This window comes from Streptomyces cynarae (genome assembly GCF_025642135.1).
GTDB lineage: Bacteria > Actinomycetota > Actinomycetes > Streptomycetales > Streptomycetaceae > Streptomyces > Streptomyces cynarae.
Genome location: NZ_CP106793.1, coordinates 4,304,199 through 4,330,234 on the forward strand (window position 1 = coordinate 4,304,199; position 26,036 = coordinate 4,330,234).

Here is a 26,036-nt window from a genome sequence, read left to right on the forward strand (position 1 = left end):
CACGGAAGCAGAGCTCCGAAGGGACTGCCTACCCTGGCGCCATGGAGCTCATCGTCCTGTGGGACATCGACCACACCCTCATCGAGAACGCGGGGGTTAGCAAGGAGATCTACGCTGCCGCTTTCTCATCACTCGCGGGACGCGAACCGTCGGAGCCGGCGCGTACCGAGGGGCGCACGGATCGACTCATCATGCGGGATATGTTCCTTCGTGACGGGCTACCTGTACCCGAGTGGTCCGTCATCGAGGCCACCCTCGCGCAAGCTGGGCATGACCGCCTTGATGATCTGCGCCTGCGCGGGACGGCTTTGCCCGGGGTTCACGAGGTGCTCAAGGCCGCTGCCGCACGAAGTGGTTGGGTCTCCTCTGTCCTGACCGGCAACATCGCCGCCAACGCTCACGTGAAGCTTTCCGCTTTCGGCCTCGACTCGCTGTTGGATTTGCCTGCCGGCGCCTACGGAGCGGACGCCGAGCTCCGCCCCGAACTTGTCGCGGTCGCGCGTGAACGCATACAGCAGCGCCGTGGCGTTCCGGCTGATGTGCCCCTGGTCCTCGTGGGAGACACCCCCCGCGACGTGGAAGCCGCCCTGGCCACGGGTTCCGCGATCCTTGCGGTCGCCTCCGGTGTCCACAGTGCCGAGGAGCTGGCCGCTGCCGGCGCCCACGAGATCCTGCCGGACCTATCGGACACCAGGCGGGTTCTCGGCATCCTGGAGTCCTTCGCGGGCGTGTAAAACGTCCCAGGACGTCCTCGGACCGTCCCCGAACGCGGTGACGAGGTCCCCTGGCAGACCGCCACCATCGGGGTTCCCACCAGGCAGTCAGCCGAAGGAGCCCATGTGATCGAGGAAGTCACCGGGATCAGGAAGATCCGGATGCTGTACCTGCAGCTGCTCTACCGCTGCAACTTCACGTGCCTGCACTGCTTCCACGGCAAGCGACTTCAGTACGCCGACGCCTTCACCGCCGAGGAAGCCGTCAGTCTCCTCACCCTGATGCGAGACGAATACGGCACGGAGGCCGTCACCCTCCTCGGCGGCGAACCGTTCGTCCACCGGGAGCTCCCGCAGGTCGTCCGGCACGCCAAGCAGGAACTGGGCCAGCGCGTCGAGATCTGCACCAACGGATATCGGATCGAGCGCCGCCTGACCGAGATCGCTCCGCACCTGGACCTGCTCAGGGTCTCCCTGGAGGGGGTTGGCTCGACCAACGACGGCATCCGGAAGCGCGGCAGCTACCAGAGCGCCCTCAGCTCACTCAGCCTGGCACGGGACCTCGGTGTTCCGACGGGCGCGACCATGACCGTGACCTCTCAGAACATCGGCGAGGTCCTCCCTCTCGCCAGCATCCTCGGGCAATTCGGGGTCCGGCAACTGAAGCTCCACCACCTGAGGCCGGTAGGCAATGCCGCTGACCACCCCGAGCTGCTGGTCACGGACACGACCGCCTACGGCCGGCTTCGCGAAGAGCTCGCACAGACCAAGCTGCCGCTTGAGGTGATCGTCGACGAGGACCTCTCCGAGCACGGTGCTCCGGCGGTCTGCGCTCCGCCCAGCGGGCCTCGCGAGATCGACCGGATCGAGGCCGACCCGCGCGGTGCGCTCACCATGTCCTGCAAGGCGGTCGGTAAGGACTCCCACGCGTTCTGGTACGAGAAGGCCGCGAACCGCATCGTCCACAGGCCCTCCGCCACCGACGAGCTCACGCTCTCCGTACCGGACGTGGTGTACGCCCGTGCCTGACCAACCGAGATTCGAAAGCCTGGAAGGCTTACGGGGCACTGGAAAGTCGACGATCGCTCCGATGCTCGCGGCTGCCCGTCAAGCCGTCCTCGTTCCCACCGTGCCCGCCTTCTACCAGCCCCTCCGGCGCGAGGTGGACAGGCGGACGAACGTCGAAGCCCGGATGTGCCTCTACCTCTCGGCACTGTTCACGGCAGCCGAAGAGATCCAGCGCCACCTCAGAAGCGGCGTTCCGGTGGTCGTGGAGAGCTACTTCGCCCGGTGCCTCACCAGCCACCGGGCCCTGGGCGCCCGGCTCGGCGTCACTCTGCCGGCCTGGCTGCCGACACCCGTCACCTACTACCTCGTATGCGCTGACAACGAACGCCGGCGCCGCCTCGCATCACGGAACAAGCCGACATCGCGATGGGACGCGCTGACGGAGCCCGACACGGACCAAGTGACGGATGCTTACGCCTCGTTCCCGATGCAACGCATCGACACCACGGGGCTCACCCCTGAAGAAGTCCTCCGCGTGATCACCGCCACCGATACGCAAGGAGCGCACTCCCATGCAGACACAGAGCCTGTGGGAGCACACCCTCACCTTCTTTCCGCAGTTCCTCGCGACCCTGCAGGAACGCGTTGCTCCTGATGCCACGGTCGCGGTCGTCGGTGCAAGCGACGGCAAGTTCGTCCTGCCCCTGGCCGCGGCTGGGTACCGCGTAGTGGCCATCGAACGCGACGCGCTCGCCGTGCACGGAGGTGAGGTCCGCCTCCCGGGCGGCATCGACGTACACGCCATGGGATTGATCGACCGGCTCAAGCTGGAGGAACTCCGGGCCCGTGTGCAGGTGATCGAAGAGGACTTCCTTGCGGGGGAACCTCTGGACGTGCCGTGCGAGGCGGTCTGGACGAGCTGCTCGTGGCACTACAGTGCCAACCACCACCGCCCTCTCGCCGAGTTCGTCGACCGCATGCAGCGCCTGGTCCGCCCGGGCGGTGTGTTCGGTGCGGAGTTCATGATGCCCGTGGAACAGCGCCACCACATGGTGGAGCACTACACCTCTCCCGAACGCCTGCACCGTCACTTCCTCGGCGACTGGGACGTGCTGCTCACCCTGCGCACGAACGAGTTCATTGAGCGGCCCCACATCGGCCAGCCACACGACCACATCCATCGCATGGGCCTGCTCCTGGCGGCCCGTTCGTCCGCCCACACCGACCGTCTCTGAGAGAAGGATCCATGAAGCACGAGTACGAGGCGAAGTTCCTGGCCGTCGACGTCGCCGACCTGCAGGCCAAGCTGTCTGCCCTCGGTGCCGTCCAGGCGCTCCCCCGCACCCTCCTCACCCGCAAGATCTTCGAGAACGACTCCCTCGACGGCGGGGCGTGGCTCCGTCTGCGAGACGAAGGCACCCGCTCGACGCTCACGCTCAAGCAGGTCACTGATGCCACGACGATCGACGGCACCAAGGAGATCGAGACCGAGGTCGCCGACCTGCACGCCATGGCCGACATCCTCCGCCGAGTCGGCCTTACCGAGGTCCGCTACCAGGAGAACTACCGCGAGGAGTGGCGTCTGGGAGAGGTCGCCTTCGACTTCGACACCTGGCCCGACCTCCCCACGTTCCTGGAGATCGAAGGGCCCGACGAAGCGTCCGTCCGACAGGCCGCCGATCTCTTGGGGCTTGACTACTCCCAGGCCCGGTTCGGCAGCGTCGACGAGATCTACAAGAGCGAGGCCGGCCGCGACATCCTCGCCGAGCCCACCCTGCTGTTCTCCGATGGCGAGAAGCAGGAGAAGGCTTCCTCGGCGGCCCAGGGAGCCTAATCGGGGAAGCGTCCGAACCATGCTGACGGAAATCGCCTTACAGCACAGGGTGATCCCCGGGATCGCAGAATTCGCCCGAGGGGGACTACCCGCCCCAGCGGCCACGGACGACGGCAACGAATGGGTCGACGGGTTCTGCTGGCTCTATTGCGGCCAGCGCTGGACACGCGTCCTGTGGATCGGCCCCGCGAGCGTCGCCGGCGCCCAGGCGCCCATGTATGCATGCGGACCCTGCATCCGCGAGCTCCAAGCACGCGTCTGGGAGTCGCTACTCAGCAGGGATGAACCGACTCACTCTGACCGGCTGTACGAGCCCACCGCCCCAAGACCAACCTCGGGCCGACGTACTGGCAGAAACCGCGGCCAGAGCCGGTTCCTCCGCCACGGTTAAGCCCCCGCCCTGGCCACGGACGAGCCTGCCGTCCCCCGCGGCACGAGCCCTGTGGCCAGGGCGGGTCTCCTGCAGTACACCCACGGGCGCCACGCCCGTTGACGCCTCCGCCCGCAGGGAAGCTACTCTCCGCTTCCCTGCGCGCGGAGGCGCTCGATCTCCTTCTCCAATGCGGCTACTCGCCGCTCAAGCTCCGTACGGGTCAGCCTCTTCGGCCGCGAAGAAGGTGCTGGCTTCACAGGGGACCGCGGTTCTCCGGCCAGCCCAATCGGTTCGAAGGCCACGATCGCTGATGGGTCCTTCCCGCACTCCGGGCACTGCATTGATGACGAACCGTGCAGCGTGGGCTTGCGATTCTCGCAATGCCGCCGAGTCTCAACGATGTGGCCGCAATAGAGCCGTACGCGCCACCGCATGATCTCGCGCTCAGCGGTCTTGAAGTTGCGCAGCATGTCCAGTGCCCTGTCTGCGGCTGCGCGGCGACCTGCTGCGAGCACAGGGTCTGCCCGTTCTTCGGCCTCCTTCGCAGCGAGCACCTTCTCCACCCAACGTTCGATGTTCTCCGACTGCTCCTGCTGTCGGTGATCACCGCGGGTGAGCTGGTAGTCCTCCAACGGACAGCCGTGGCTCTCGTACTCCACCTCCCGCATGGCCGACACCGTAGTCCTGGGCAACGGGGCGCTCATGCAGAGTTCTTTCCCGGTCGACTGTGATGCCGCTCTGTGCCGAGCTGGACAGCCGACGATGGCTAAGTGATCGTGCACGACCGAGTGGACTCCTTGACCGCCCGGAGCCCGCTCGGTCATGGTCGCGCTAACGTCGGGGACGGGCGTCCCCTCCTTGAGTGGCGACACGGGCGGCCTGCTGCGGTGTCGGGATCGGGCTTCCCGCTGGCCAAGCCCCGGTGGTTGAGCGTCGGCGGGCAGCTTCGGCTCGGCGGTTGGGTGCCGGGTTTCGGCCGGTGTGCTGGATGCGGGTGATCAGGACGCGGGCAGGATGACGGGCGGTGGTCAGCTCGCGCTGTGCGGCGGCTTCCTTGAGGAGCTGGTGGGGTTGGTGGCCGCGGGCTTCGGCGTCGGCGAGCACGGTGGCGAGTGCCGGCCAGGCCGGGTCGGCGAGGATCCGCTTGGCGTGGTCGGGGACTGCCGCTCGTACGTCGCTGGCCAGGACGCCACACGCTTGGGCCCTTGGGGGCCGGGCTGCGAGTTCGGTGAGCGTGGGGGTGAGGGCGTGGTCGGCGGCGGTCCGGAGGTGCTGGACTGCCTGGCGGGCCGCTTCGGCTTGGTGGGCGTGGTTCTTTGCTTCGTGCCAGCGTCCGGCGACGATGGCGGCCCAGACAAGACCGGCGAGCAGGACGGCGAGTGCGCTGCCGTCGGGACCGGTGGCGGTGTGGACGATGTCGCGTGCCGCGCTGCGCAGCGCGTGGGCGGCGCGGTCTTCGGCGCGGATCTGGGAGCGCTGGGCTCGGGCGAACGCCTTGGAGGCGGCTCGGAGTTCGGCGCGCAGGTTGGCGGGTGCTTTCTGGGCGGTGGCTTCGAGCAGCTCGCCGAGGGCTGCGATGTGGGCCTGGGCGTGTGTGTCGTCGGCGAGGCCGGTGTGGAGGGTGTCGAGGGCGTCGGTGGCCTGCTGCCAGGGGGTGCTGGGGTGGTTGCGGCGGGCGGTGGGGTGTTCTTCGGGTCGGCCGGATTCAAGGCGGGCCTTGATCTTGGGCAGGGAGAGGTCAGGGGAGATTTTGCTTCCGGGGTGGTAGATCTGCTCGCCGGCCACGTTGACGTCGCCGGGGCGGCCGGCGGCGTAGCCGAGGAGGTCTCCTGACGGACCACGTCGCGCTTTGACCTCGATGCCGTCGGCTTCGAGGTAGGCGATGAATTCCTCGGCGCCTGTCACGTGGGGGATGGCGGCGCGTATGCGGTCCTGGAGCCATTCGGGGCTGGTCTGGTCCCAGCCGAGGCGTTCGGCCTTGTGCATCTCGGCCTGGGTGGGCCGTCGGGCACCGGTGCGGTCGCCCTTCTTCAGCCGGCGCAGCCCGTAGTCCTTCTCGATCTCGCGGCAGGCGTCGCCGACGCGCACGCCGCTGTCGTGGAGTTTGGGGCGGCGGCCGTCTTCGCGGACGGTGGTAGCGAGGATGTGGATGTGGTCGTCGGCGTGGCGTACGGCGATCCAGCGGCAGGCCAGGTCGTCGCCGGCGGGGGCGATGTCGGCGGCTTGGACAATGCGCTGGGCGATCTCGGCCCACTCGGCGTCGGAGAGGTAGCGGTCCTCGGGCGCGGCGCGGACGGGGCAGTGCCAGACGTGGTCGGTGACCTTCTGGCCGAACTCGTTGTTGCGCAGGCGTACGGGCGCGTCGAGGTGGCGGCCGAGTTCGGTGAGCGTGGCGTTCTCGTCACGGCCGGGGTCGGGCATGCCGAGCATGGCGAATCCGGCCACGATGTGCGGGTCGAGGTGTTCGTCGCGGCGGCCGGGGCCGTAGAGGTAGGCGAGCAGGCCGCGGGTGTTGGACCCGGCCGGTTTGATGGCGGCGATCACGCAGCTGCCTCCGTCTCCGGATCGGCGGGCTGGCGCAGGGCCTCGGCGATCAGCTCCAGCAGGTCGTGGAGCTCGGTCAAGCGCTGGCGAATGTCGGACGGGGTCTGATCGCTGTTGAGGGCTCGGGCGATCTGGTTGACGTTGACGCCGATCCGGTTGAGCTGGCGCAGGACCTGGGCGCGGAAGATGTGCGTGCGGCGGCGGTCCTCGGACAGGGGCAGGTTGGCGGTGAACCGGCCGCTGATGAATGCGAGGACGATGTCGGCGGCGAAACCGGACTCGCCCTTGTAGCCGTGCTCGGTGGCAGCCTCCTGGAGCAGGACGTGCTCGTCGCCGGTGAAGCGCAGGGGGCCGACGCGTACGGTCCGCTTGGTGCCGGTGAAACGGCGGATCGCCGGCTGGACGCTCTGCACGGCTCGATCCTCGGCGGCTGGCACGGTGGCGGGTGCGGGGTGGAGGATCTGGCGCTGGACGGTGTGGAGCGTCTCCGGGTCGGCGCTGCCCTCGGCCCCGAGCCCCTGGTCCTGCGCCCCCTGGCGCTGGGCCGTCTCCGCCACCCCCGGGGCGGAGACCCCCGAAGACCGGCCTTGAGTCGGACTCGGGGTACTACTGGCTCCGCCAGGGGCACCCCGTCCGAACGCACGCCGCAGACGGTTCATCAGCGTAGAGGACTTCGTCAGCGGTATCGGCTCGTCTGGGGTGTCTTGAGGGTGGTGCGGGTTGTGCGTCACGGGCGGTGCTCCAGGAGGGGTGGGCAAGGCGGGCAATTCCGCAGGAGGGGGCGGCGGAGTGGGGACAGTCACCGCCTCGTCCACAGATGTGGATAAGCGGGCGGCGAGTGAGACCGGTGGCCGACTGGCCGGGGTGACCGGAAGGGTTCCGGTCACCCCGTGGAGATTCCGGTCAGCCGCTGTCCGGACCGGTCTCGGCGGCGGCTTCGATTTCGGACCGGAGGGTGGTCATCACGTCGGTCTGCCGCTCGCTGCTGATCGTCAGGCCCTTGGCCTTGACGGCATTCCGGAGCAGTGACCGGGTGAGCGTGCCGTGCTCGGCGAGGGCGATCCGGCCGATCTCCACGAGTTCCTCAAGCGTGGCGCCGGGCGGGCGGCCACCGCGCGGCCTGCTCTCCGCAATCTCGGACGGTGGGTTCGACGGCTGGCACGACACGGCGGTCGGCGGCACGGGCTGGGCGGGCTCGGCCGGTGGCTCGGCGAGCGTGGCGGGGGCGGTGACCGGTGGTTCCGGCGCCTGGACCGGCGCGGGTTCCGGATGGCCCGCAGGCTGGTCGACGAGCTGATGGATCTGCCGCATCAGGACGCCGAAGGCCAGCAGCGCTGCGGTCGGGGGGACCGCGGCGACCACGTAGTCGAGCAGCGGAACGGTGCCTGCGCTGCCGGTTCCGTTGACTCCGGCAACGTTGAGCGCGATGGAGCCGACCGATCCGGTGGCCGTCAGGGCGATCGCCCACCTGTCGGTCACCCTGCGCAGGCCCGCGCGGAGCATGAGCAGTTCGCCCGCGACGATGAAGGCGTCCAGGGTCGCCGGCCAGGCCCAGCGTCGGGTGGTGGAGCTGCGCAGCCCGTGCTGTCCGGCGACCTCGGCGAGGTGTGCGTACGACAGCCAGAATCCGCTGATGGTGAGGGCGACGATGACGACTCCGGCTGCACCGAGCGTGTACCGCTCGATGTCCTTCTTGGTCATCGACAGCCGTCCTTCGTCGGGACGGTGCCCCCGGTAGGTGGGGCTGGGTGTGGGGGTAGGGAGGGTCAAGCGGGGTGCTCCTGGGGTTTGGCGGTGTGATCCGTCTTGCCGTCTTGGCCGTTGCAAGCGCAGGTCAGGGCCGGTACGGCAGGGCGTGGATGTGCCGTACCGGCGGCGTTCGGGCGTCGTCCGGCGTGTGCGGCGCGGCCTGACGGCGGGCGGCCTGCCGGCGGCGTCTCGTCGTGTCCCCGGCCGGGCGGGACGGCACTTCCACGTTGTGCCGTCCCACTCGGCGGGGCTGTGACCTGCGGTGATACGGCGAGGACGCGTGGGACGGCGCAAGACGGATCCGGGCGGCGTCCTCCCGGCGGCAGCGATTCACCATGATCGCTTTGCCGTCTTGTCGCCGGCTGCCGTCTTGCCCGCATGCCGTTTGACCTGCGGAATCACGGCAGGGACGGCAGGGACGCCCACCGGGGGATGCGGGGGTCAGTCTGCGCTGGGGGCGGCAGGCTCGGTGTCCGCTGAGTGGACAGTGGGGCAGTAGCGCCGCCAGGCGTCGAGGAACTTGTTGCGCATGTAGCCCTTGCGCTGGGTTCCGTCGGGGAGGCGAACGTTGCCGGGCCTGATGTCGAACTCCCGGAGCATCGCTGCCAGGTCCTTGGCGTTCAGCCCGTTGCGTCCCCACTCCGCCCAGGGGCTCTCGGCATCCTGCCGGAGCTGGTGGAGTAGTTCGTCCGTGGTAAGGCTGTCGGGCTCGCGCTGGGCTACGAACACCCTGCGGATGTCGGCGAGGATTCGGGCTCCCCCGGGCCGGTCCTCCTCTGCCTCGACCTCTGCGGCGACCATCCGTGCGCACGCTTCTCGGGCGCGACGGGGCCAGGATCCGGCGGCCAGGTCCGCGATGATGACCAACGGCTCCCAGGTGTCGGCGGCCCGGTCCTCCACCGGCATGTCCGGCTCCAGGTCCGCTGCCTCATCCAGCAGCGGCCTTGCCCATGCAGCGATCCGGTCGCGCAGGTCGTGCAGAGCGGGGATGTCGCGTCGGGAGCGGAAGGGCTTGACGCGCTCGCCCTCCGCCCGGCGGCGCATACGGATCACCACAGCCCGGTCCATGATCGTGTCGGGCAGGTCACCGATCCCCGCGAGGGCCGCCATGGCAAAGGTGGCGAACCGGTGCGGGGTGTGGTCGTTGCCGACCACCCGCGTGACGTAGCGGTTGCGTTGGTGGCCGGCGTTGAGCAGGCCGCGCATCTCCTCGTTCTTCTCCGCCATCTTCGGCGTGCCGAAGATGGTGTCCGCCTCGTCCACCAGGAGCGTGGGCGGCTCCTCGGTGATCGACCGGAACACCGCAGCCGGTGTGGTGTTGATGGTGAGCATCGGCTCGTGGACCGTCTCGGTCAGTACGTCCAGCAGCCGCGACTTGCCGCACCGCTTCGCCGGCCCCACCACCGCCAGACGCGGCGCGTGCTGCCAGGCCGGCTGCAGATGCGTCGCCGCCACCCACAGCGTCACCGCATCCAGCGCCTCCGGCGAGGGCAGGATCACGAACTTCGCTATCTGCTCACGCAGTTCGTCCAGCAGCGCCGAGCCGACGGTCGGCTCCGGATCCGGCGCCCGGGTCTCGGCCGCCGCGACCGACGCAGCGTGCTCGGGTTCGCCCTGGTCGGGATTGCCCGGCACCGCGACCGACGGCCATGCGGTGGCAGGGGATACGGGGGTGGAATAGGGCGCAGGGTTCTCAGGTTGCACCAGGTGGCTCCTCTTCTGCGCCGCCGGGCATGCAGGCCCAGCGGCGCGGATCGTTCGTTGGAGACGGGCGACGGGGATTCCCGAGCCTCCGGCGTTGCCGCGCCGGAGGCTCGCTGCGTTCAGAGACTGAACACGCTCTGTGTCCCGAGTCGGGACACTCGCTCGGTGCCCCGAGGGAACACGGACAGTACGTCCACCCCCGGCAACAGTCCAGCGATTCTGTGTCAGCTCAGCGCAGAACCGTCTGCTACGCTGCCGCCCCTTCACGCCGCCAGACCCAGCAGTTCCCACAAGTCCGCGGTCACCACCCGGTAGGCGTTGCCCAGGCGCAGCACCTTGCACGGGTAGGCGCCTCGCTTCGCCAGCTCATAGCCCTTGCTCCGACCGAGCCCCAGCGCTCGATTGCTCGTGTCCAGGTCAACCGCCACCGGGAGGGCGAGTACCTCCTCCCGACTCATCCCCTTCGAGCCCTTCGAGTCTCCGGCCATCGCGTCGTCGCGCATGCAGTGCGCCCCTTTCCATGCAGCCCTCGGCGAACGCAGTCATCACGTCCGGCTCCAGGCGTCTACCAACCAGGATGGCCAAGCTAATGTGTCTTTATGACACAACGCGGCTTCGATGATGGAAGTGACGAGGACGACGTCCCCGAGTGGGCGGACCGGATCAAGGCCAACGTCGCCGGCGAAGTCCGGCGCAGAAGGAAGGAGATGGGGTGGAGCGCACAGGACCTGGCGGACCGGTGCGAACAGCTCGGACATCCCATCCCGCGCAACGTGATCGCCAACATGGAGTCCGGCCGCCGGGCCAACCTCCCCCTCGCGGACGTCATGGTCCTGGCCGCCGCCCTGGAGACGTACCCGGTCTGCCTGATCTTCCCGGTCGGCTACGTCGAAAAGACCCAGGAACTCCCCTTCCAGCACCTCGTGCCCACCTGGGACGCCCTACGGCGCTTCACCGGGGAAGAGGACGTACCCGGCTACGACGCGGGCCTGGTCCCCGACTTCGAGCTTCACGCCAGTCTCGTCCGCACCGCTCTCGCCGCGCTCGAAGAGGAAGAACAGGCCCGGTTCGCGGCCAAGACGGCCACCAGCCGCGCCGAGAAGGAAGAAGCCGAGCGCCAGCAGGCCAAGTACGCCGATCAGGCCGTCTCGGCCAAGTACAGGCTCCGCTACCTCCGCCGCGACCTCCGCGAGGAGGGGGCCACCCCACCTGATCTGCCACCCGCACTGGGCGATGTCGACCCGCCCGAACCCGATACCGAAACCACCCCGGAGGAACGCCTTTGAAGGGCTCCACCTACCGCCGTTGCTCCTGCCGCGACCCGAAGACCGGCAAGGAACTCGGCGCCTCGTGCCCCAAGCGCAAGGGCCGCAAGCACGGTTACTACTCCATACGCCAGGAACTGCCGCCCCGCGAGGACGGCACCCGTCGCTCCTTCAGCCGCGCCGGCTACGAGTCCCTCAAGGACGCCCAGTCGGAACTCGACCACGTCCGCTCCCTGCTGGCCCTCGCGGACAAGGACGACCCCGACAGCCTCCAGCGCCTCGCCGCCATGCTGGCGGAGGTCGCGGCCGAGAAGGCCCCACTGCCAGCCATCGAGGAGACCCAACGCCGTCTGCGTGCGGGCCTGGCCCTCCGTGGCAGCCTCACCGTCGGCGAGTGGCTCGACCAGTGGTTCGCCGCGAAGAAGCGCCGCAAGACCACGCTGAACGGTTACGCCTCCCACATCCGCGTCCACCTGAAGCCGCGCATCGGCCACGTGCGCCTCGACCGGCTCAACGTCGGCCACCTGGTGGAGATGTTCGACGCGATCGCCGACGAGAACGAGGTGATCGCGGCCGAGAACGAGGCCCGCCGCGAGCAGATCGCCCGCTGCAAGCCGAGCAAACCCGGGCGACCCGTAGGGGCCGAGCGAAAGCTGCTCGCGGCCGAGCGGGCCAAGCTGGCGGAGATGAAGCCGTTCCGAAAGATCACCGGCCCGGCCACCCGGCAGGCGATCCGCCGCACCCTGCGCGCGGCGCTGAATTCCGCGATCGCCCAGCAGCTCATCACCTTCAACGCGGCCTCCCACGTCGAGCTGGAGTCCGGCAGGCGCCCCAAGCCCCTCCTCTGGACCGAGGAGCGGGTCCGACGCTGGCGCGAGACGGGCGAGATCCCCGGCGCGGTCATGGTCTGGACCCCGCAGCAGTTCGGCACCTTCCTCGACGCCGCAGAGGGCGACCGTCTGTACGCGGCCTTCCACCTGATGGGCACCCGTGGCCTCCGGCGCGGTGAGGCGGTCGGCCAGGACTGGCACGAGATCGATCTCGACGCCGGCCTCATCACCCCTGCCAAGGAGATCGTGGTGGACGGCTGGGACCCCTACGAGTCCGAGCCGAAGACGGACGGCAGCGCGAACACGATCGCGCTCGACAGCATGAACATCGCCGTCCTGCGCGACCACAAGGCCCGCCAGGACAAGGAGCGGGCCAAGTGGGGCGCAGCTTGGCAGGACACGGGCAAGGTCTTCACGAAGGAGGACGGCTCCCGGCTCCACCCCGAGACGGTGTCGGAGACCTTCCGCCGTATCCTCGCCACGACCGACCTGCCCCCCATCACCCTGCGGGACCTGCGCCACGTGGCCGCGACGCTCACGCACGGAGGCGGCGGCGACATCCACACGGTGAAGGAGACCCTCCGGCACTCCACCATCACGCTGACCTCGGACACGTACACGAGCCTGCTCCCGGAGCTCGACCGCGAAATCGCTGAGAAGGCAGCGAAGCTGATCCCGCGGTCCCGTCCGGCAGCCGCCGAACCGTCCGCCCCGGCAGCGTTCGATCCGCAGGCCACCGGCACATCCGCCCAGGCATCACACGGGGATTGAAGTCCCGGCCCGAAAAGCAGCGACCGGGCGTGGAGCCGCGTCACTCACTCGGCCTGGGATCACCCCACTCCTCTTCCTCCTCCATGTAACGGATGCCCTCATGGGACAGTGAGACGGTGGCGGGCGTCTTGTGCGACGTCCACTCGACGGTGATCAGGCCCTCGTCGGCCAGGTAGGCGCAGGCTGCGGACAGGTCGTCGTCGGGCAGCCGGAGCGCCTCGCGCAGTGCCGCCCCGCTGACCTCAGGTCGGTTGCGTTCCATGGCTCCGTAGAGTTGCCGGAGGACGGACTTGCGGTAGGTCTTGCGTTCACGGAGTGTCGTCATCTCTGGCGCTCCCAGGCTGGTATCCGAGGCTGCTGATGCCGACAGGCAGTGGGCCTTGCGGCCTCGCTCACAGCCTCCGCCGCCCGGGTGCCCCGCCGCGCAGTCCCTCATGCGGCTTCCCCTCGCTGTATGCGGGCGTCCCGGCGATTCCCGGCGACGCCGATGCTCGCGGTGATGGGGAGTAGCGTGGTCAGAAGCGAGGCGGATCCCGTGTTCGCACCGGATCCCGGACAGGTGGTCCTCCATGACCGGCTCCGACACATCCCCTGGTTCCAGGCACCTGCCGAGCGGTGTGCACCATGCCGTGCGGCCGGGGAGTGCACTGCTCCGGCTGGAGACGACGGCATCGCGCGAAGGCGTCCTCGACGGGGCGTGGTGGCCGCGGTCGCGCGACATCGGTGCCGAGCTGCCCGCGCTGCTGAGCGCCCTCACCGAGCACCTGGGCCCCCTGACCCGCGTCGGGCTGGATGCCACGGCCTGGGAGGGGCTCCCGACCCGGATCGTCGTCGGCGACCACGTGGTACACGTGGACTCCTTCCCGGTGGGTGACGACACGGTCCTGATCACCCGGGGCGAGGGTGACCTCTTCTCGCTGCTGGTGGTCCCACCGGACACGCCTCCCGAGGCCGCCCGCGCTGCGATGGCACAGGCTGCCCTGGCCGGCAACGTCAGCGAGGCGGGGCAGATCCTCATCGACACGGGAAGCGGGCAGAGGCCGTCCGGCTGACCTTCGTCGTTGCCGGTGGTGCGGTCAGCCGCGCCACTCCACCAGGAGCAGCGTCGCGTCGTCCGTCGTGTGTCCGCCCCGTGCTCGCTTGAGGGTGTGCGACAGGGAGCGCGCCACCGCCCGGACCCCGCGACCGGTCCTCTCCAGCCGGTTCACGCAGTCGATCAGCTGGTCCTCACCGAACTGCTCCTCACCCACGGCGTGTTCCTCGATCAGTCCGTCCGTGAAGCAGAGGACGCGGTCTCCACGCTCCAGGTCCAGCTCACTGACCTCCGGCGCCGGCCCGCCCAGGCCGACCGGGAGGGTCGTGGGGGCGACCAGCCGACGCGCGACGCGGTGATCGCGCACGAGTATCGGTGGCGGGTGTCCCGCATTGACCCAGTGCATCCGCCCCGTGGCCGTGTCCAGCCGCATCATCTGGGCGGTGACGAAGTGGTCAGGGCCGAACTGGTGTACCACGGTGACGTCCATGGCGGCGTAGATCTCCGACAGGCCGGTACCGAGGCGGCGGGCGTGACGGTAGGCGCCGATGGCCACGGTGGCCATGGTGGCCGCTCCCAGGCCGTGCCCCATCGCGTCGATCATGGCCACGTGGAGGATGTCACCGTTGAGCGCGTAGTCGAAGCTGTCCCCCGCCACGTCGTAGGCGGGCTCCAGGATCCCGGCCACGGCGACCCGCGGCATGACCATGGCCAGAGGCGGCAGCAGGGACCACTGGATCTCGGCGGCGACGCTCATCGGCTCACCGCGGCGGGTGGAGAAGAACAGGTCGGAGTAGCCGTGCTTGGTCACCAGCAGGTCGGCAACCAGGCCGGAGAGCCTGGCCAGCAGCCGCCGGTCGTCGTCATCGACCCGGTCCAGCGTCACGGCCATGACGCCCACCTGGTCGCCGCCGTCCAGCAGCGGCAGGTGGACCCGTACGCCGTCGGCCTCGGGCACCTCGACGGGCTGGGCGTCGAGAAAGCACCGGCCCGCGACGGAAGCGTCGATGTCCTGCGGATCCCCGCCCGTGAGGCCCTCACCGCGCAGAGGTACGAGCAGCAACTGACCGTAGTCCTGGAGCAGCACCTGCGGACGGCGGCCGCCGAGCCGCTCCACCACGTCGGCGACCAGCGGTCCGATGAGGTGGGGCGGGAGCTCGTGCGCCCGGTCGAGAACCGCCCCCAGAAGCGCTTCCCCGAAGCTCTCGGAGCGGTCCGTGCCCGGTTCGGCCGTCATCAGCTCACCCACCGTGATCCACACGGACACCGGCGGCGGGGTCGACCGGCGAATGGACTACCCGTCCCATCACTCCATCATGGGCCGTGCTGTTCCCCTGCGCCGTCCCGGCCGAAGCCGTCCTCGACATGTGCCAAGGTGCGCTGAGCCGACAGCGGATTCCACGGATCGGCGGCGGCGGTCAGCAGGCGTTCGGCGGTTCCGGCCGGCTCGTCGGGCGGGACGACCAGCAGCTCCCAGCGCCCCAGGGTGCCGCAGTCCAGGGTGATGGCATGCTCCTTGGCGGTGGCGTCGCTCAGGACGACCTCGATCACGTGGTCCGGCGCCGACACGGTCAGTGGCGCGTCAGGCCAGGCCGCAGCGCCGACCGTGACGCGGGTGACCGTGCCACGGCCGGGGTCGAGCGAGCCCACGAGCGCGGGCAGCTCCAGTTCCAGGGCGTCGCAACGCGGCCACCACGCTCCGTCCAGCGGGCCATGGCTGGCCTCCGGCGTGAGCCTCAGCCGGGCCAGCGGCATCCTGTACGTGTGCGCGTCACCCGGCGGCCGGTCTCCTACGGGCGGTGTGGGGGAGTCCATCGTGCGATCCCGTCCGGGCGGCCTGGAGCTGCCCTCGTTCGCCACTCGCCGGGAACGGCGCTGTCCTGATCATGCGCCCGACATGCTCTCGGTGTCTTCAAGGCTACGCCCGGCCTGGACGGGCGGCCCGAGGCGCTGGAAGCGACGGTCCGCTTCCCCGGAACAGGGTCAACACGCAAGGAGCGCCCCGACCGGGCAGCCCGACCATCTCCCCGTGGTTCCGCCAGCCCCACGAGTCGTAGGCGGCTTGTCCGGCCCGGTCGGCCGGATTCAGCAGGGCCACTCCGAGCTCGGTGCGCTCATCGGCCAGCAGACGCTGTTGCAGACGGCGGCCGATGTCGCGGCGCTGTGGGTGCTGGTGCGCCACGACCTGGGTGAGGAGCAGGAACCGGGCACAGCCGGTGAGCCGTTGGACGCTCTCCTGCAACCCCTGCTCGGACCGGCTGACGGGACTCACCGGAAACCCGAAGACGCACCCCACCAACACCGTCGTCTCGGCCACCAGCAGCGCGAAGCCAGGCCGTCGGGCGCTGACGGCAAGCCGCCGCAGGAAGTCGTCCCGCAGGAAGGGGCCGGCCACGGCCAGGTCGGCGATGTCCTCGCTCATCCCCTCCACCTGCCGGCGAGTCAGCCTGCGCAGGCGGATCCCGTCCTTGACGACCGGCGCACCGGCGCGGTCGCCGGACGTCTGCGTCCCGCCGGCCGACGGACCCGCCGCGGACGGGTCCAGCAGATCGCGGAGCAGGGGCGCGGAGCCGGTGAAGGCGAGGAGCCGGGTGATCTGCGCGCACGGATGGTGCAGGTGCAGGCAGGCGTGCACGCGGCCGGCATGCCGTGACGCCGCCAGGAAGACGTCCAGGCCCTTGGCGTCACAGGAGCCGACCGTGGTGAGATCGACGTCGATGGCGGTCATGCCGTCGCGCAGGCACTGCTCCAGCGCGGCCCGCAGCAGGGGCGCCGAGGCCGGCCAGATGTCGCCGACGAGCGTGACGAGGGCCCGCTCCCCCCGGTCACGCCGGTGGATGTCCAGGCGCTGCACGGCCATCACCCCGCCCTTCGGCAGGGAAACGCAACGACCAGGGAAGGGTGCGGAGTTGTTGTGATCGCGGCGGGCATGATTGCCGACCCGTCTCCGCACCGCCGCTCGGACGGCCCGGGGTTCGTCTCTCGCCGAGGACGACCCGGCAGGACGGCCGGAGTGCGTGATGCCCTCGGTATCTCCACCGTACGCCGCCGGCCGACTCGACCCGCAGCACCGGACGGGCTCACCCGTAAGGCCCGTAAGGAGCGCACCGCCTGCCGAGGCTCATGGAGACATCCGGGGCAGACGGCCCACTCGTGGGGCACACTGCCGTACCTCACGCCCGCCGGGTATCCGCTGAGGGCGGCCCCACACAAAACCGCCGCAGGTGGCCGCGCTTCCCGCTCACGCATCGCTCACGCAGGAGCCCGGAAACGAAGCAGCGTCCGAGCCAGCTGACGCCGACTCGGACGCTGCGTAGCAGGCCAGGGGCCATATCCCCCGCCTGCCAGCCGTAGGCCCTGTGGGACTCGAACCCACAACCAATGGATTAAAAGTCCACTGCTCTGCCAATTGAGCTAAGGGCCCTCGCGATGTTGCCTCCCCGAGCATAGCCCGACGAGGCCGTATCTCCGATCGGGTATCGGGGAGGCGGGCCGGAAGTGTTCGCTGTGGGTGGCATGTGGGTGGGTGTCGGGGAGGCCGTGCGGGTGGCCGGTGGGGCTACGGGTCGGCCGGCTCGGGAGCGCCGCTTGGGGTCTCCCCTGCTCGAGCGGAGCCGGGAGCTTGGGGAAGGGCGGCCTCGCGGATGCGGGTGCGTTCGTGGTCCGGGTTGAGGAACCAGTGGCGGGCCGAGGCCAGCCACCAGGTGGCCGCGAAGCCGAGGACGACCAGGACGGCGACCGGGGCGTAGTTGAACGTCTCCCAGGTGACCGGGGAGACCTGCGGGAGCATGAAGAGGACCGTGATCACGACGACCCAGGCCACCGAGATCACGCCGATCGGCTGGGACCAGCGGCCCAGGTGCCACGGGCCGCGTTCGAAGGTCCCGCCCCGGCGGACCCGCAGCAGGGTCGGGATGACGTAGGCGATGTAGAGGCCGATCACCGCGATCGACGTCACGGCCGCGTACGCGGTCACGTTGATCAGGTACGGCAGGCCCAGGGCCAGAGCCCCGATCGCCGCCAGCCACACCGCCGCCACCGGGGTACGCGTGCGCGGGCTGACCGTGTGCCACACGCGGGAGAACGGCAGCGCCCCGTCACGGGAAAAGGCGTAGATCATGCGGCTGTTGGCCGTCACGGACGCCATCCCGCAGAACAGCTGCGCGCCGATCACCACGAGCAGCAGCAGCTTGCCCGCGCTCGCTCCGAGGGCGTCCAGCAGGATCTGCGCGGGCGGCGCGCCGGTCGGGGACTGGAGTTCCTTGTCGTAGGACTGGATGGCGAAGGTGAAGCCCAGCAGGAGGACGAAGCCGGCGATCCAGGAGGTCCAGATGGAGCGGACGATGCCCTTCGGGCCGGCCGTGGACGCGTCGTGCGTCTCCTCCGTCATATGGGCGGAGGCGTCGTAGCCGGTGAAGGTGTACTGGGCCATCAGCAGACCGAGCAGGACCACGTACGTGCCGCTGCTCCAGCCCGTGTTGTTCACGAACTTCGTGAAGACGAAGGACGCCGACTGGTGGTGGTCCGGTACGAGGGCCAGCGCGCCGACGATGACCGCGACGCCGAGCACGTGCCACCACACACTGACGCTGTTGAGGATGGCGACGATACGGACGCCGAAGGTGTTCAGCAGGCCGTGCAGGAGCAGGATCGCCGCGAAGAGCAGAACCGTGCGGCCGGGGGTGACCTCGAAGTCGAACTGGAGGTTGAGGTACGCGCCCAGGAAGGACGCGGCACCGAAGTCGATGCCCGCCGTCACGGCCACCTGACCCAGCACGTTGAACCAGCCCGTGAACCAGGCCCACGCCGCGGCCGAGCGCGGCGGCGCCAGGCGGTGGGCCCAGAAGTACAGGCCCGCGGAGGTCGGGTACGCCGAGCAGATCTCGGCCATCGACAGCCCGACGAACAGCGTCATCAGACCGACGGCCACCCAGCCCCAGGTGATCACCGCGGGGCCGCCGGTGTTCATCCCGAAGAGGTAGAGGGTCAGGCAGCCCGAGAGGACCGAGATGATCGTGAAGGAGACCGCGTAGTTGGAGAACGCCGACATCCGGCGCGCGAGAACCTGTGTGTAGCCGAGCTGGGCCAGCCGCTCTTCGTCCGACAGCCCACTCGCTCTGACGTCATCTGTCATGCCCCCAGCGATTCCCTCGCCAGGGGCGTGACATGCGTCACCCGATGACTTGAAACCGACGGCCCGAAAAAGGACTGCCGCCGTGGTGCGCGGAAGGGCCCCGTACGACGGAAAACGGAAGGGCCCGCACGACGGGAAGTCGTACGGGCCCTCCTGGCTCACTCGGCGTCAGCCGTTGCGCTTCCAGCGCGGCTTGTCCTCGCGGCGGCCGAACGAGCCGGTGCCGCGGTGGTCGTCACGACGGCCGTTGGGGCGGTCGTGGCCGCCGGAGCGGAAGCCGGGGCGGTCGCCCTGGCGGTCCCGGTTGAACGGGCGGTCGCTGCCACGGTGCCCGCCGCGCTCGTCACGCCGGTCGAAGGGGCGCCGGTCGTTGTCACGACGGAAACCACCACGGTCGTCACGCCGCTCGAACGAACGACGGTCGTTGTCACGGCGGTCGCGGTCGAACGGGCGGCGGTCACGGTCGTTGTCGCGGCGGAAGCCACCGCGGTCGTCGTCGCGGCGGAAGCCACCGCGGTCGTCACGCCGGTCGAACGAACGGCGGTCGTTGTCACGGCGGTCGTTGTCACGGCGGTCGAAGCCGCGGTCGTTGTCACGGCGGTCGAAGCCGCGGTCGCGGTCACGGCCGGCGAAGCCGCGGTCGCGGTCACGGTCGAACGGGCGCCGGTCGTTGTCACGACGGAAACCACCACGGTCGTCGCGCCGCTCGAACGAACGGCCGCCACGGTCGTCGTCCCGGCGGTCGGAGCCACGGTCCCGGTCACGGTCGAAACCGCGGTCCCGATGGAAACCGCCGCGCTCCTCCCGGCGTTCACGCCGCTCGTACGACGACGAACCGGCCGTACGCTCCGCGCGCTCGCCCTGTTCGGCGCCCTCGCCGCGCTCCGCCTCCTTGGCGGTCCGCTGCTCCGGCACCGAGACCTCGGCCGTCGCCTCGACGCTCTCCGCCGCCGCGGCTGCCACCGCGGCCTCCGGGTCCTCGCCCCGCTCCCGCGCGGCACGCGCGACGAGGCGGTCGGCCTCATCCCGCAGTTCGGCCGCGCGCCGCGTCGCCCGCTCCAACTGCTTGGTGAGCTGCGCGACTTCCCGCTCGGCCTGCTGCGCGGCCATCCCGGCGGACTCCGCCTGGACCTCGGTCATCGACCGGGCGCCGGTGATCTCGGCGACCTCCGGGTCGAACGCTGCCCCGCCCTGGATGATGTGGCGCGAGGCGTCGACGCCCGCGTCCTCCATCAGCCGGAAGATCTGGCGCCGCTGGTGCGGCAGCGAGAGGGAGACCACCGTGCCCGTACGGCCCGCACGCGCCGTACGGCCGGCGCGGTGCAGGTAGTCCTTGTGGTCCCCGGCGGGGTCCACGTTGAGCACCAGGTCGATCCCGTCGACGTGGATGCCGCGGGCGGCGACGTCGGTCGCGACGAGCACGTTGACGTACCCGTCCTTGAAGTCGGCCAGCGTCCGGGTGCGCGCGCCCTGGGTCATGCCGCCGTGCAGCGCGTCCGCCTTCACCCCGGCGTCGCGCAGCTGTTCGGCGACGCGGTCGGCACCCATCTGGGTGCGCACGAAGATGATGGTGCGGCCCTTGCGGGAGGCGATCGCGGCGGTGACCGGGGCCTTGTCCTTGGGCTTCACGATGAGGATGTGGTGCGACATGGTCGTCACCGCGCCCTGGGCGGCGTCCACCTCGTGGCTCACCGGGGCGTTCAGGTACCGGTCGACGAGGGTCTTGATCTCGTTCTCCATGGTCGCGGAGAACAGCATCCGCTGGCCGCCCGCCGGGACCTGGTCGAGCAGCTCGGTGACCTCGGGCAGGAAGCCCAGGTCGGACATCTGGTCGGCCTCGTCGAGGACGGCGATCCGCACGTCCTCGAGGGAGCAGGCGCCGCGGTTGATGATGTCGCGCAGCCGGCCGGGCGTGGCGACCAGGATGTCCACGCCGCGCTCGAGGGCGTAGATCTGGTTCGCCATGGAGGTGCCGCCGCAGACGACCTTCATCTTCAGCCCGAGCACGTCGCCGTAGGGCTGGAGCGCGTCCGCGACCTGCATGGCCAGCTCACGGGTCGGGGTGAGGATCACGGCCCGGGGCTTCTTCTTCTCGGTGTGCCCGCCGGCCAGGATGGCCAGGGTGGGCAGACCGAAGGACAGCGTCTTGCCCGAGCCGGTGCGGCCACGGCCGAGGATGTCCTTGCCGGCCAGGGCGTCCGGGATGGTCGCGGCCTGGATCGGGAAGGGGACGGTGACGCCGTTCTGCGCGAGCTTGCGGACGACGCCCTCGGGCAGGCCGAGGTCGGCGAAGGTCATCTCGGGGGCGGTGTCCTGGGCCTCAGCGGCCACAGAGGTGCCCTCGGTGTTCTGGGAGTCGTCCGCGGACAGGACGATGTGCTCGGTACCGGCAACAGACATGCGAAATGTGAACCTTCCGGAGTTCTGGCACGTGCCCAAACATCCGTGAAGTCGCATTCGACCGCCTCGATGCGGTCCGGCCACGGCAAGGGAGAGTACGCGCCACACGCGGCGCGTCTTCAAGGCGCCGGGCAAATGGGATCAAACGATCTACCAAGATACGCACCTCGGCCCGCCGAAAGCAAACCGATCCACGCCCCCTCCGGGTGACTCTCGCCACAGGCACCAGGACTCCGGGCGCGGACCCTGGATGCGGACACGCCTATGCCGCCGGGATCCCCGCTCGCGGCGCCGGTTCTCGCTGCGACAACTGCGTGGCCTGCCCGGGCGCCGAGGACGACGGCTCCGCGGTCGTCGGGGTCGGCGACGGTGGGTCCGGCGTCGGCGTCGGGTCGACCGAGGTCTGCGTGGGGTCCGGCTCCCCCACCGTCGGCGCGGGCGGCACCGCACCGCCGCCGCCCCCTTGCCGGGCTGTGACGTCCCCTTGGCGGTCGGCTCGGCGCCCTTCGACCCGCCGCCCCTGGACGCCGACGCGGAGGGCGGCGCGGAGGACCCCGGCCCCGGACCCGGCCGGCTTCGGCGACCCCCCTTGGCCGCCGCTCCGCGCAGGCCCGCGTCCGCGCCCCCGCTCGTCGCCGAACCCCCGTCCGGCGCCGCCCCGCCGTGCCGCCCCACCGGAGGCGTCTGCGACGGAGCGCCCGCGTCGTCCCCCACGCTCATGCAGCCGGTGGCGGCGGCGAGGGCCATGACCGTGGCGGCCAGACGGACGGGTACGTAACTGGCGCGCACGGGCAGCCACCTCCGGGGCATACGAGAAGTCAGCCTGCCCAACTCCCGCCGCCCGCAAGAGGACACGCGCCGCGCGAAGGCAACGTCACCCGCCCGAGGTCACCTGTACGCAAGGACGCTCGACGGCCACCGCGGACATCGCCTCCCGGACGTCACCCGTACCGGAGCGCACGTCGTCCCGCGTCACCCGTACCCCGACCGCACGCCGTCCCACGTCACCCGTACCCGAGCGAGTGCAGCCGGGCGTCGTCGATGCCGAAGTGGTGCGCGATCTCGTGCACCACCGTCACCTCGGTCTCCGCGACCACGTCCTCCCGGGATTCACACATCCGCAGGGTCGGCCCCCGGTAGATCGTGATCCGGTCCGGCAGTACGCCCGCGTACCACTCGCCGCGGTCCGTCAGCGGAGTGCCCTCGTACAGCCCGAGCAGCCCGGGATCGTCCGCGGGCGGCTCCTCCTCGACGAACACCGCGACGTTGTCCATGAGCCGCGTCAGCTCCGGCGGGATCCGGTCGAGCGCCTCGGCGACCAGTTCCTCGAACTCCTCGCGCGTCATCTCCAGCACAGGGCCATTGTCCGGCACGACACCCCGACCGGAGGGGTTCGACCGTCCCCGTATCCCGTTGATCCACTCCGCATATCCGCTCAGCAACCTGGGCATACGGGACCAATGGACCGCGTCCCCGCAGCAGCTCTGAACCGCGTTCGAAGGGCGCCCTCCACACTCGCCCGGTACTACCGCTCCCTCCGCCCGCACCCGGCCGCCGAACTCGTCCCGCAGCCCCACCCCTGGCTCCGGGCCCTCGGCATGGTCGTCGTGGTGCTCCTGGGCGCCTGGCTCGGCCTGTTGATCGTGGGCGATGTGCGGGTCCCGGTGGGTCCCATGAACACCACGATGACCCTGCGTCCCTCACTGGCCGGGGGCACGAAGATCAACGTCTCCCCGCTCGGCGCCCTGGAGCTGAACAGCCACCGGGCGCCCGTCCGTCTGGACGTCAACGTCGACCAGCTCGACCCGGACCGCTCCCAGGAACTGGTGGACCACCCGGAGCGGATCTCCGGGCTCCAGCAGGAGATCACCCATGACGTCGAGCACGGCACGCTCGACCTCGCCCTGCGCTCCTGCGTGGCCGTGGTCGCCGGCGCCACCGCGCTCGGCCTGGCGGTCTACCGCCGCCCCCGGCGGGCCCTCGCGGCCGGCGGGCTGGCGTTCACCCTCCTCGGCGCCTCCGGAGCGACGGCGTACGCCACCTGGAACCCCGAGTCGGTCCTCGAGCCGAAGTTCTCCGGCCTGCTCTCCTCCGCCCCCTCCCTGGTCGGCAACGCGCGCAGCATCGTCACCGAGTTCGACGTCTACCAGCAGGAGCTGGCGCGTCTGGTGACGAACGTGACCAAGCTCTACGACGTCACGTCCACCCTCCCCGCCTACCAGCCGGACCCGACGACGATCCGGGTTCTGCACGTCTCCGACATCCACCTCAACCCGGCGAGCTGGAAGATCATCGCCTCGCTGGTCAAGCAGTACGACGTCAACGTGATCGTCGACTCCGGCGACACCATGGACCACGGCACGGCGGCTGAGAACCGCTTCCTGGACCCGATCGCCGACCTGGGCGCCCCCTACGTCTGGGTTCGCGGCAACCACGACTCCCTCACCACCCAGCGCTACCTGGAGCACATGAAGAACGTGCACGTCCTGGACGACGGCAGGGCGGTCAGCATCGCGGGCCTGCGCTTCGCCGGGACGGGGGACCCGCAGTTCACCCCCGACCGGTCGGTCACCCCGGGCGGCGACCGCGCGGAGGAACTGGCGGGCGCACGCCTGGCCACGGCCCTGCGCGACCAGAAGGCCGCGGGCAGGCCCGTCGACATCGCGATCGCCCATGAGCCGACGGCCGCGCGCCAGGTGGACGGTGATGTGCCGCTGGTCCTGGCAGGACATCTGCACCACGAGGGGATGGAGATCATGAAGTACGGCACCCGGCTGCGCATCGAGGGCTCGACGGGCGGCAGCGGCCTGCGAGCGGTCGAGCGCCAGTACCCGGCCCCGATCGAGGCCTCGATCCTCTACCTGGACCGGGACACCCGCCATCTGCAGGCCTGGGACGAGATCAGGCTCGGCGGCCTGGGGCAGACGACGGCGGAGGTGACCCGTCACCTGGCCAAGGAGAACCAGCCGGGCGGGAGCCCCTCGCCGGGCACCACGCCCCCGAGCACACCCCCCGCGAGCCGCTCCGGCGCGACGCCGGCGCCGAGCGCCCCCTAAACGGTTTTGGCGAACCCTCCTCCCATCCCATATGCTTCTCACGTCCCCGACGCGCTGAGAAGCGCCCAGGCGGGCCGATAGCCCTCATCGTCTAGCGGCCTAGGACGCCGCCCTTTCAAGGCGGTAGCACGGGTTCGAATCCCGTTGGGGGCACGCACCACCCTGTGCGACACTGTCGTACGCAGCGCTTGGTCCTGTGGAGCAGTTTGGAGTGCTCGCCACCCTGTCAAGGTGGAGGCCGCGGGTTCAAATCCCGTCAGGACCGCTGAGGTTTCACCCGAAACCTCGTGGCTGGGTAGCTCAGTTGGTACGAGCGTCCGCCTGAAAAGCGGAAGGTCGCCGGTTCGACCCCGGCCCCAGCCACAACCGCCCTGACCAGGGCATACGGCCTCACCGAAGATCTTCGGTGAGGCCGTTTTCATGCCGCCTACGCCAACCGGTACGCCAACGGCTCTCATACGGATGGGGCACGGCCCCTTCCAACCGCTTACTCGACCCCTCCTGCACCACGGGCGGGTGCGGAGTTGGTAGCGTCCACCGCACGGCGCAGGGCCCGCGCAATCGCCACTGCGTCATCGACGGCCCAGACGTGGATGAAGAACATGCGGGGCGTGTCGACCATGCCATGGTTGTGCAACTCGACGACCCTGATTCCGCCGCGCTGGAGCGCGTCCAACACCTTCTGCGCCTCCCCAGCCACCACGGCGACATCCCCGCTGACCGCGGCACGGCCTCCTCCCACCGGCTGGAAGCTGAGAGCCGAGGTCGCCCCGGAACCGGGCGGCAGAATGTAGCCGCCTCCGGTGATCGTCTCGCGGCGCAGGAATGCGGCCTTGTAGACGCCGCCGTAGACGGTGCCTGTGGTGCCCAGGGCGGCGTCGATACCCGCTGTGTCCAGCTTCAGCTTCTTTGGACGAGTCGTCGAGGACTTGGCGGGCGGCGTGCCTGTGCAGGCAAGCGCGGCGCGCAGGCCGCGGGCCAGGGTCGCGGCATCCGGGCCGTGCCCATGCGTATGGATCCACACGAGACGGGGAGAGTGAGCGAGCAGGTGGTTGTGAATGGCCACCTGCTCGATACCGTGTGACTGCAGCGCGCCGGTCACACGGTGCAGCTCCGTCTCCGTGACGGCCAGTTCCCCCATGGTCATCATGGTGTTGTCGGCATAGCGGATGAAGGACACGTGCGAGCCGACGGCGAGTTCCGGCGACACGGTGACGCCGTGGGAGACGACACGCAGATCGGTGCGGGGAAAAGCCGTCCGGTAGATCAGCCTGCCCAGCATGTTGCCCTCGCGGCCCAGCTCCGCCGCGACGTGAGCCCAGTCCTTCGTCGTGCTCTCGACTGGACGCACCAACCCGCCGGCATCCCGGCCGGCCCTGCGGTCAGGGCCCGCGCGCTCACCGCTGCGGTCGTGATCCGTGCCGCCGTGCTCTCCACCGCCCGAGGCGCCCCGCTCGGCGTCGACTGCCCGTCCCGGCAGTGCCGCAAATGCCGATCCCAGCGCAACCGTGGTCAGCAGGTAGCGTCTTGATGCCCCCGCACCTCTTCCGGCCTTCCCCGGTCTCGCTTCAGTAGCCATGTATTCGCCATCCCAACCATGTTGTGAAGGGGCCCGCGGGTTC

Annotated in this window: 22 protein-coding genes and 4 tRNA genes; 11 read left to right on the forward strand and 15 right to left on the reverse strand. The window is 70.0% G+C overall.

Annotation, left to right across the window (positions count from 1 at the left end; all coding sequences use genetic code 11):
- Nucleotides 1-41 precede the first annotated feature (41 nt).
- From N8I84_RS19715 to N8I84_RS19730, 4 genes are all read left to right on the forward strand, one after another.
- Nucleotides 42-734 (forward strand): HAD family hydrolase, encoded by a 693-nt coding sequence (locus N8I84_RS19715; RefSeq protein WP_263230755.1) that lies wholly within the window; start codon nucleotides 42-44, stop codon nucleotides 732-734.
- Between the two features lie 105 nt (nucleotides 735-839).
- Nucleotides 840-1,742, forward strand: coding sequence for a radical SAM protein (locus tag N8I84_RS19720; protein ID WP_263230756.1), 903 nt, complete (start codon nucleotides 840-842; stop codon nucleotides 1,740-1,742).
- A 551-nt stretch (nucleotides 1,743-2,293) separates the two neighbouring features.
- The gene (locus N8I84_RS19725) at nucleotides 2,294-2,956 is read left to right on the forward strand and encodes a class I SAM-dependent methyltransferase (protein WP_263230757.1); all 663 of its coding nucleotides are present in this window, start codon (nucleotides 2,294-2,296) and stop codon (nucleotides 2,954-2,956) included.
- Nucleotides 2,957-2,967: 11 nt separating this feature from the next.
- Nucleotides 2,968-3,555, forward strand: a complete 588-nt coding sequence (locus N8I84_RS19730) for a class IV adenylate cyclase (protein ID WP_263230758.1) — start codon at nucleotides 2,968-2,970, stop codon at nucleotides 3,553-3,555.
- A gap of 513 nt (nucleotides 3,556-4,068) precedes the next feature.
- On the opposite strand, the gene N8I84_RS19735 is transcribed toward N8I84_RS19730, so the two are convergent.
- The 6 genes from N8I84_RS19735 to N8I84_RS19760 all read right to left on the reverse strand — a co-directional run bounded on the left by N8I84_RS19735 (nucleotide 4,069) and on the right by N8I84_RS19760 (nucleotide 10,428).
- Nucleotides 4,069-4,596, reverse strand: coding sequence for a hypothetical protein (locus N8I84_RS19735; RefSeq protein ID WP_263230759.1), 528 nt, complete (start codon nucleotides 4,594-4,596; stop codon nucleotides 4,069-4,071).
- Nucleotides 4,597-4,759: 163 nt separating this feature from the next.
- A complete protein-coding gene (locus N8I84_RS19740; RefSeq protein WP_263230760.1) occupies nucleotides 4,760-6,472 on the reverse strand; it encodes a relaxase/mobilization nuclease domain-containing protein in 1,713 nt (570 codons plus the stop codon).
- On the reverse strand, nucleotides 6,469-7,029 hold the full coding sequence (locus N8I84_RS19745) for a MobC family plasmid mobilization relaxosome protein (RefSeq protein WP_263230761.1): 561 nt from the start codon (nucleotides 7,027-7,029) through the stop codon (nucleotides 6,469-6,471). The genes N8I84_RS19740 and N8I84_RS19745 overlap by 4 nt, the downstream gene beginning before the upstream one ends.
- A gap of 346 nt (nucleotides 7,030-7,375) precedes the next feature.
- A complete protein-coding gene (locus tag N8I84_RS19750; protein WP_263230762.1) occupies nucleotides 7,376-8,173 on the reverse strand; it encodes a DUF2637 domain-containing protein in 798 nt (265 codons plus the stop codon).
- Nucleotides 8,174-8,662: 489 nt separating this feature from the next.
- Nucleotides 8,663-9,925 carry a DUF3631 domain-containing protein gene (locus N8I84_RS19755; RefSeq protein ID WP_263230763.1) on the reverse strand — a complete coding sequence of 421 codons (1,263 nt, stop codon included), beginning with the start codon at nucleotides 9,923-9,925 and terminating at the stop codon, nucleotides 8,663-8,665.
- Nucleotides 9,926-10,188: 263 nt separating this feature from the next.
- The gene (locus N8I84_RS19760; RefSeq protein ID WP_225099819.1) at nucleotides 10,189-10,428 is read right to left on the reverse strand and encodes a hypothetical protein; all 240 of its coding nucleotides are present in this window, start codon (nucleotides 10,426-10,428) and stop codon (nucleotides 10,189-10,191) included.
- 96 nt (nucleotides 10,429-10,524) lie between these two features.
- Between N8I84_RS19760 and N8I84_RS19765 the strand changes: the two genes are divergently transcribed.
- Nucleotides 10,525-11,211, forward strand: a complete 687-nt coding sequence (locus N8I84_RS19765; protein ID WP_225099820.1) for a helix-turn-helix domain-containing protein — start codon at nucleotides 10,525-10,527, stop codon at nucleotides 11,209-11,211.
- Entirely contained in the window at nucleotides 11,208-12,791 is a 1,584-nt protein-coding gene (locus N8I84_RS19770; protein WP_263230764.1) for a site-specific integrase, read from the forward strand. Before N8I84_RS19765 ends, N8I84_RS19770 begins: the two co-directional genes overlap by 4 nt.
- A 40-nt stretch (nucleotides 12,792-12,831) precedes the next feature.
- On the opposite strand, the gene N8I84_RS19775 is transcribed toward N8I84_RS19770, so the two are convergent.
- Complete coding sequence (locus tag N8I84_RS19775) at nucleotides 12,832-13,116, reverse strand: hypothetical protein (RefSeq protein ID WP_263230765.1); 285 nt, start codon at nucleotides 13,114-13,116, stop codon at nucleotides 12,832-12,834.
- A gap of 244 nt (nucleotides 13,117-13,360) precedes the next feature.
- Between N8I84_RS19775 and N8I84_RS19780 the strand changes: the two genes are divergently transcribed.
- Nucleotides 13,361-13,843: a DUF5994 family protein gene (locus N8I84_RS19780; protein ID WP_263230766.1), complete on the forward strand. Its 483-nt coding sequence runs from the start codon at nucleotides 13,361-13,363 to the stop codon at nucleotides 13,841-13,843.
- Between the two features lie 24 nt (nucleotides 13,844-13,867).
- On the opposite strand, the gene N8I84_RS19785 is transcribed toward N8I84_RS19780, so the two are convergent.
- The 7 genes from N8I84_RS19785 to N8I84_RS19820 form a co-directional block, all read right to left on the reverse strand.
- Nucleotides 13,868-15,061: a PP2C family protein-serine/threonine phosphatase gene (locus N8I84_RS19785; RefSeq protein WP_263234824.1), complete on the reverse strand. Its 1,194-nt coding sequence runs from the start codon at nucleotides 15,059-15,061 to the stop codon at nucleotides 13,868-13,870.
- 77 nt (nucleotides 15,062-15,138) lie between these two features.
- The gene (locus N8I84_RS19790; protein ID WP_263230767.1) at nucleotides 15,139-15,639 is read right to left on the reverse strand and encodes a DUF5994 family protein; all 501 of its coding nucleotides are present in this window, start codon (nucleotides 15,637-15,639) and stop codon (nucleotides 15,139-15,141) included.
- 103 nt (nucleotides 15,640-15,742) lie between these two features.
- Nucleotides 15,743-16,684 carry an STAS domain-containing protein gene (locus N8I84_RS19795; protein ID WP_263230768.1) on the reverse strand — a complete coding sequence of 314 codons (942 nt, stop codon included), beginning with the start codon at nucleotides 16,682-16,684 and terminating at the stop codon, nucleotides 15,743-15,745.
- A gap of 491 nt (nucleotides 16,685-17,175) precedes the next feature.
- Nucleotides 17,176-17,248 (reverse strand) — tRNA-Lys (locus N8I84_RS19800).
- A 135-nt stretch (nucleotides 17,249-17,383) separates the two neighbouring features.
- Complete coding sequence (locus tag N8I84_RS19805; protein WP_263230769.1) at nucleotides 17,384-18,958, reverse strand: amino acid permease; 1,575 nt, start codon at nucleotides 18,956-18,958, stop codon at nucleotides 17,384-17,386.
- Between the two features lie 168 nt (nucleotides 18,959-19,126).
- Nucleotides 19,127-21,358 carry a DEAD/DEAH box helicase gene (locus tag N8I84_RS19810; protein WP_263230770.1) on the reverse strand — a complete coding sequence of 744 codons (2,232 nt, stop codon included), beginning with the start codon at nucleotides 21,356-21,358 and terminating at the stop codon, nucleotides 19,127-19,129.
- A 1,004-nt stretch (nucleotides 21,359-22,362) separates the two neighbouring features.
- Nucleotides 22,363-22,713, reverse strand: a complete 351-nt coding sequence (locus tag N8I84_RS19820; protein WP_200421795.1) for a metallopeptidase family protein — start codon at nucleotides 22,711-22,713, stop codon at nucleotides 22,363-22,365.
- A 105-nt stretch (nucleotides 22,714-22,818) separates the two neighbouring features.
- Between N8I84_RS19820 and N8I84_RS19825 the strand changes: the two genes are divergently transcribed.
- The 4 genes from N8I84_RS19825 (at nucleotide 22,819) to N8I84_RS19840 (ending at nucleotide 24,777) form a co-directional block, all read left to right on the forward strand.
- Nucleotides 22,819-24,414: a metallophosphoesterase family protein gene (locus N8I84_RS19825; protein WP_263230771.1), complete on the forward strand. Its 1,596-nt coding sequence runs from the start codon at nucleotides 22,819-22,821 to the stop codon at nucleotides 24,412-24,414.
- 80 nt (nucleotides 24,415-24,494) lie between these two features.
- Nucleotides 24,495-24,567 (forward strand) — tRNA-Glu (locus tag N8I84_RS19830).
- A gap of 37 nt (nucleotides 24,568-24,604) precedes the next feature.
- Nucleotides 24,605-24,679 (forward strand) — tRNA-Asp (locus tag N8I84_RS19835).
- A 24-nt stretch (nucleotides 24,680-24,703) separates the two neighbouring features.
- A tRNA-Phe gene (locus tag N8I84_RS19840) sits at nucleotides 24,704-24,777 on the forward strand.
- 124 nt (nucleotides 24,778-24,901) lie between these two features.
- Here the strand turns inward: N8I84_RS19840 and N8I84_RS19845 are convergent.
- On the reverse strand, nucleotides 24,902-25,993 hold the full coding sequence (locus N8I84_RS19845) for a DUF1259 domain-containing protein (protein WP_263230772.1): 1,092 nt from the start codon (nucleotides 25,991-25,993) through the stop codon (nucleotides 24,902-24,904).
- Nucleotides 25,994-26,036: the final 43 nt, after the last annotated feature.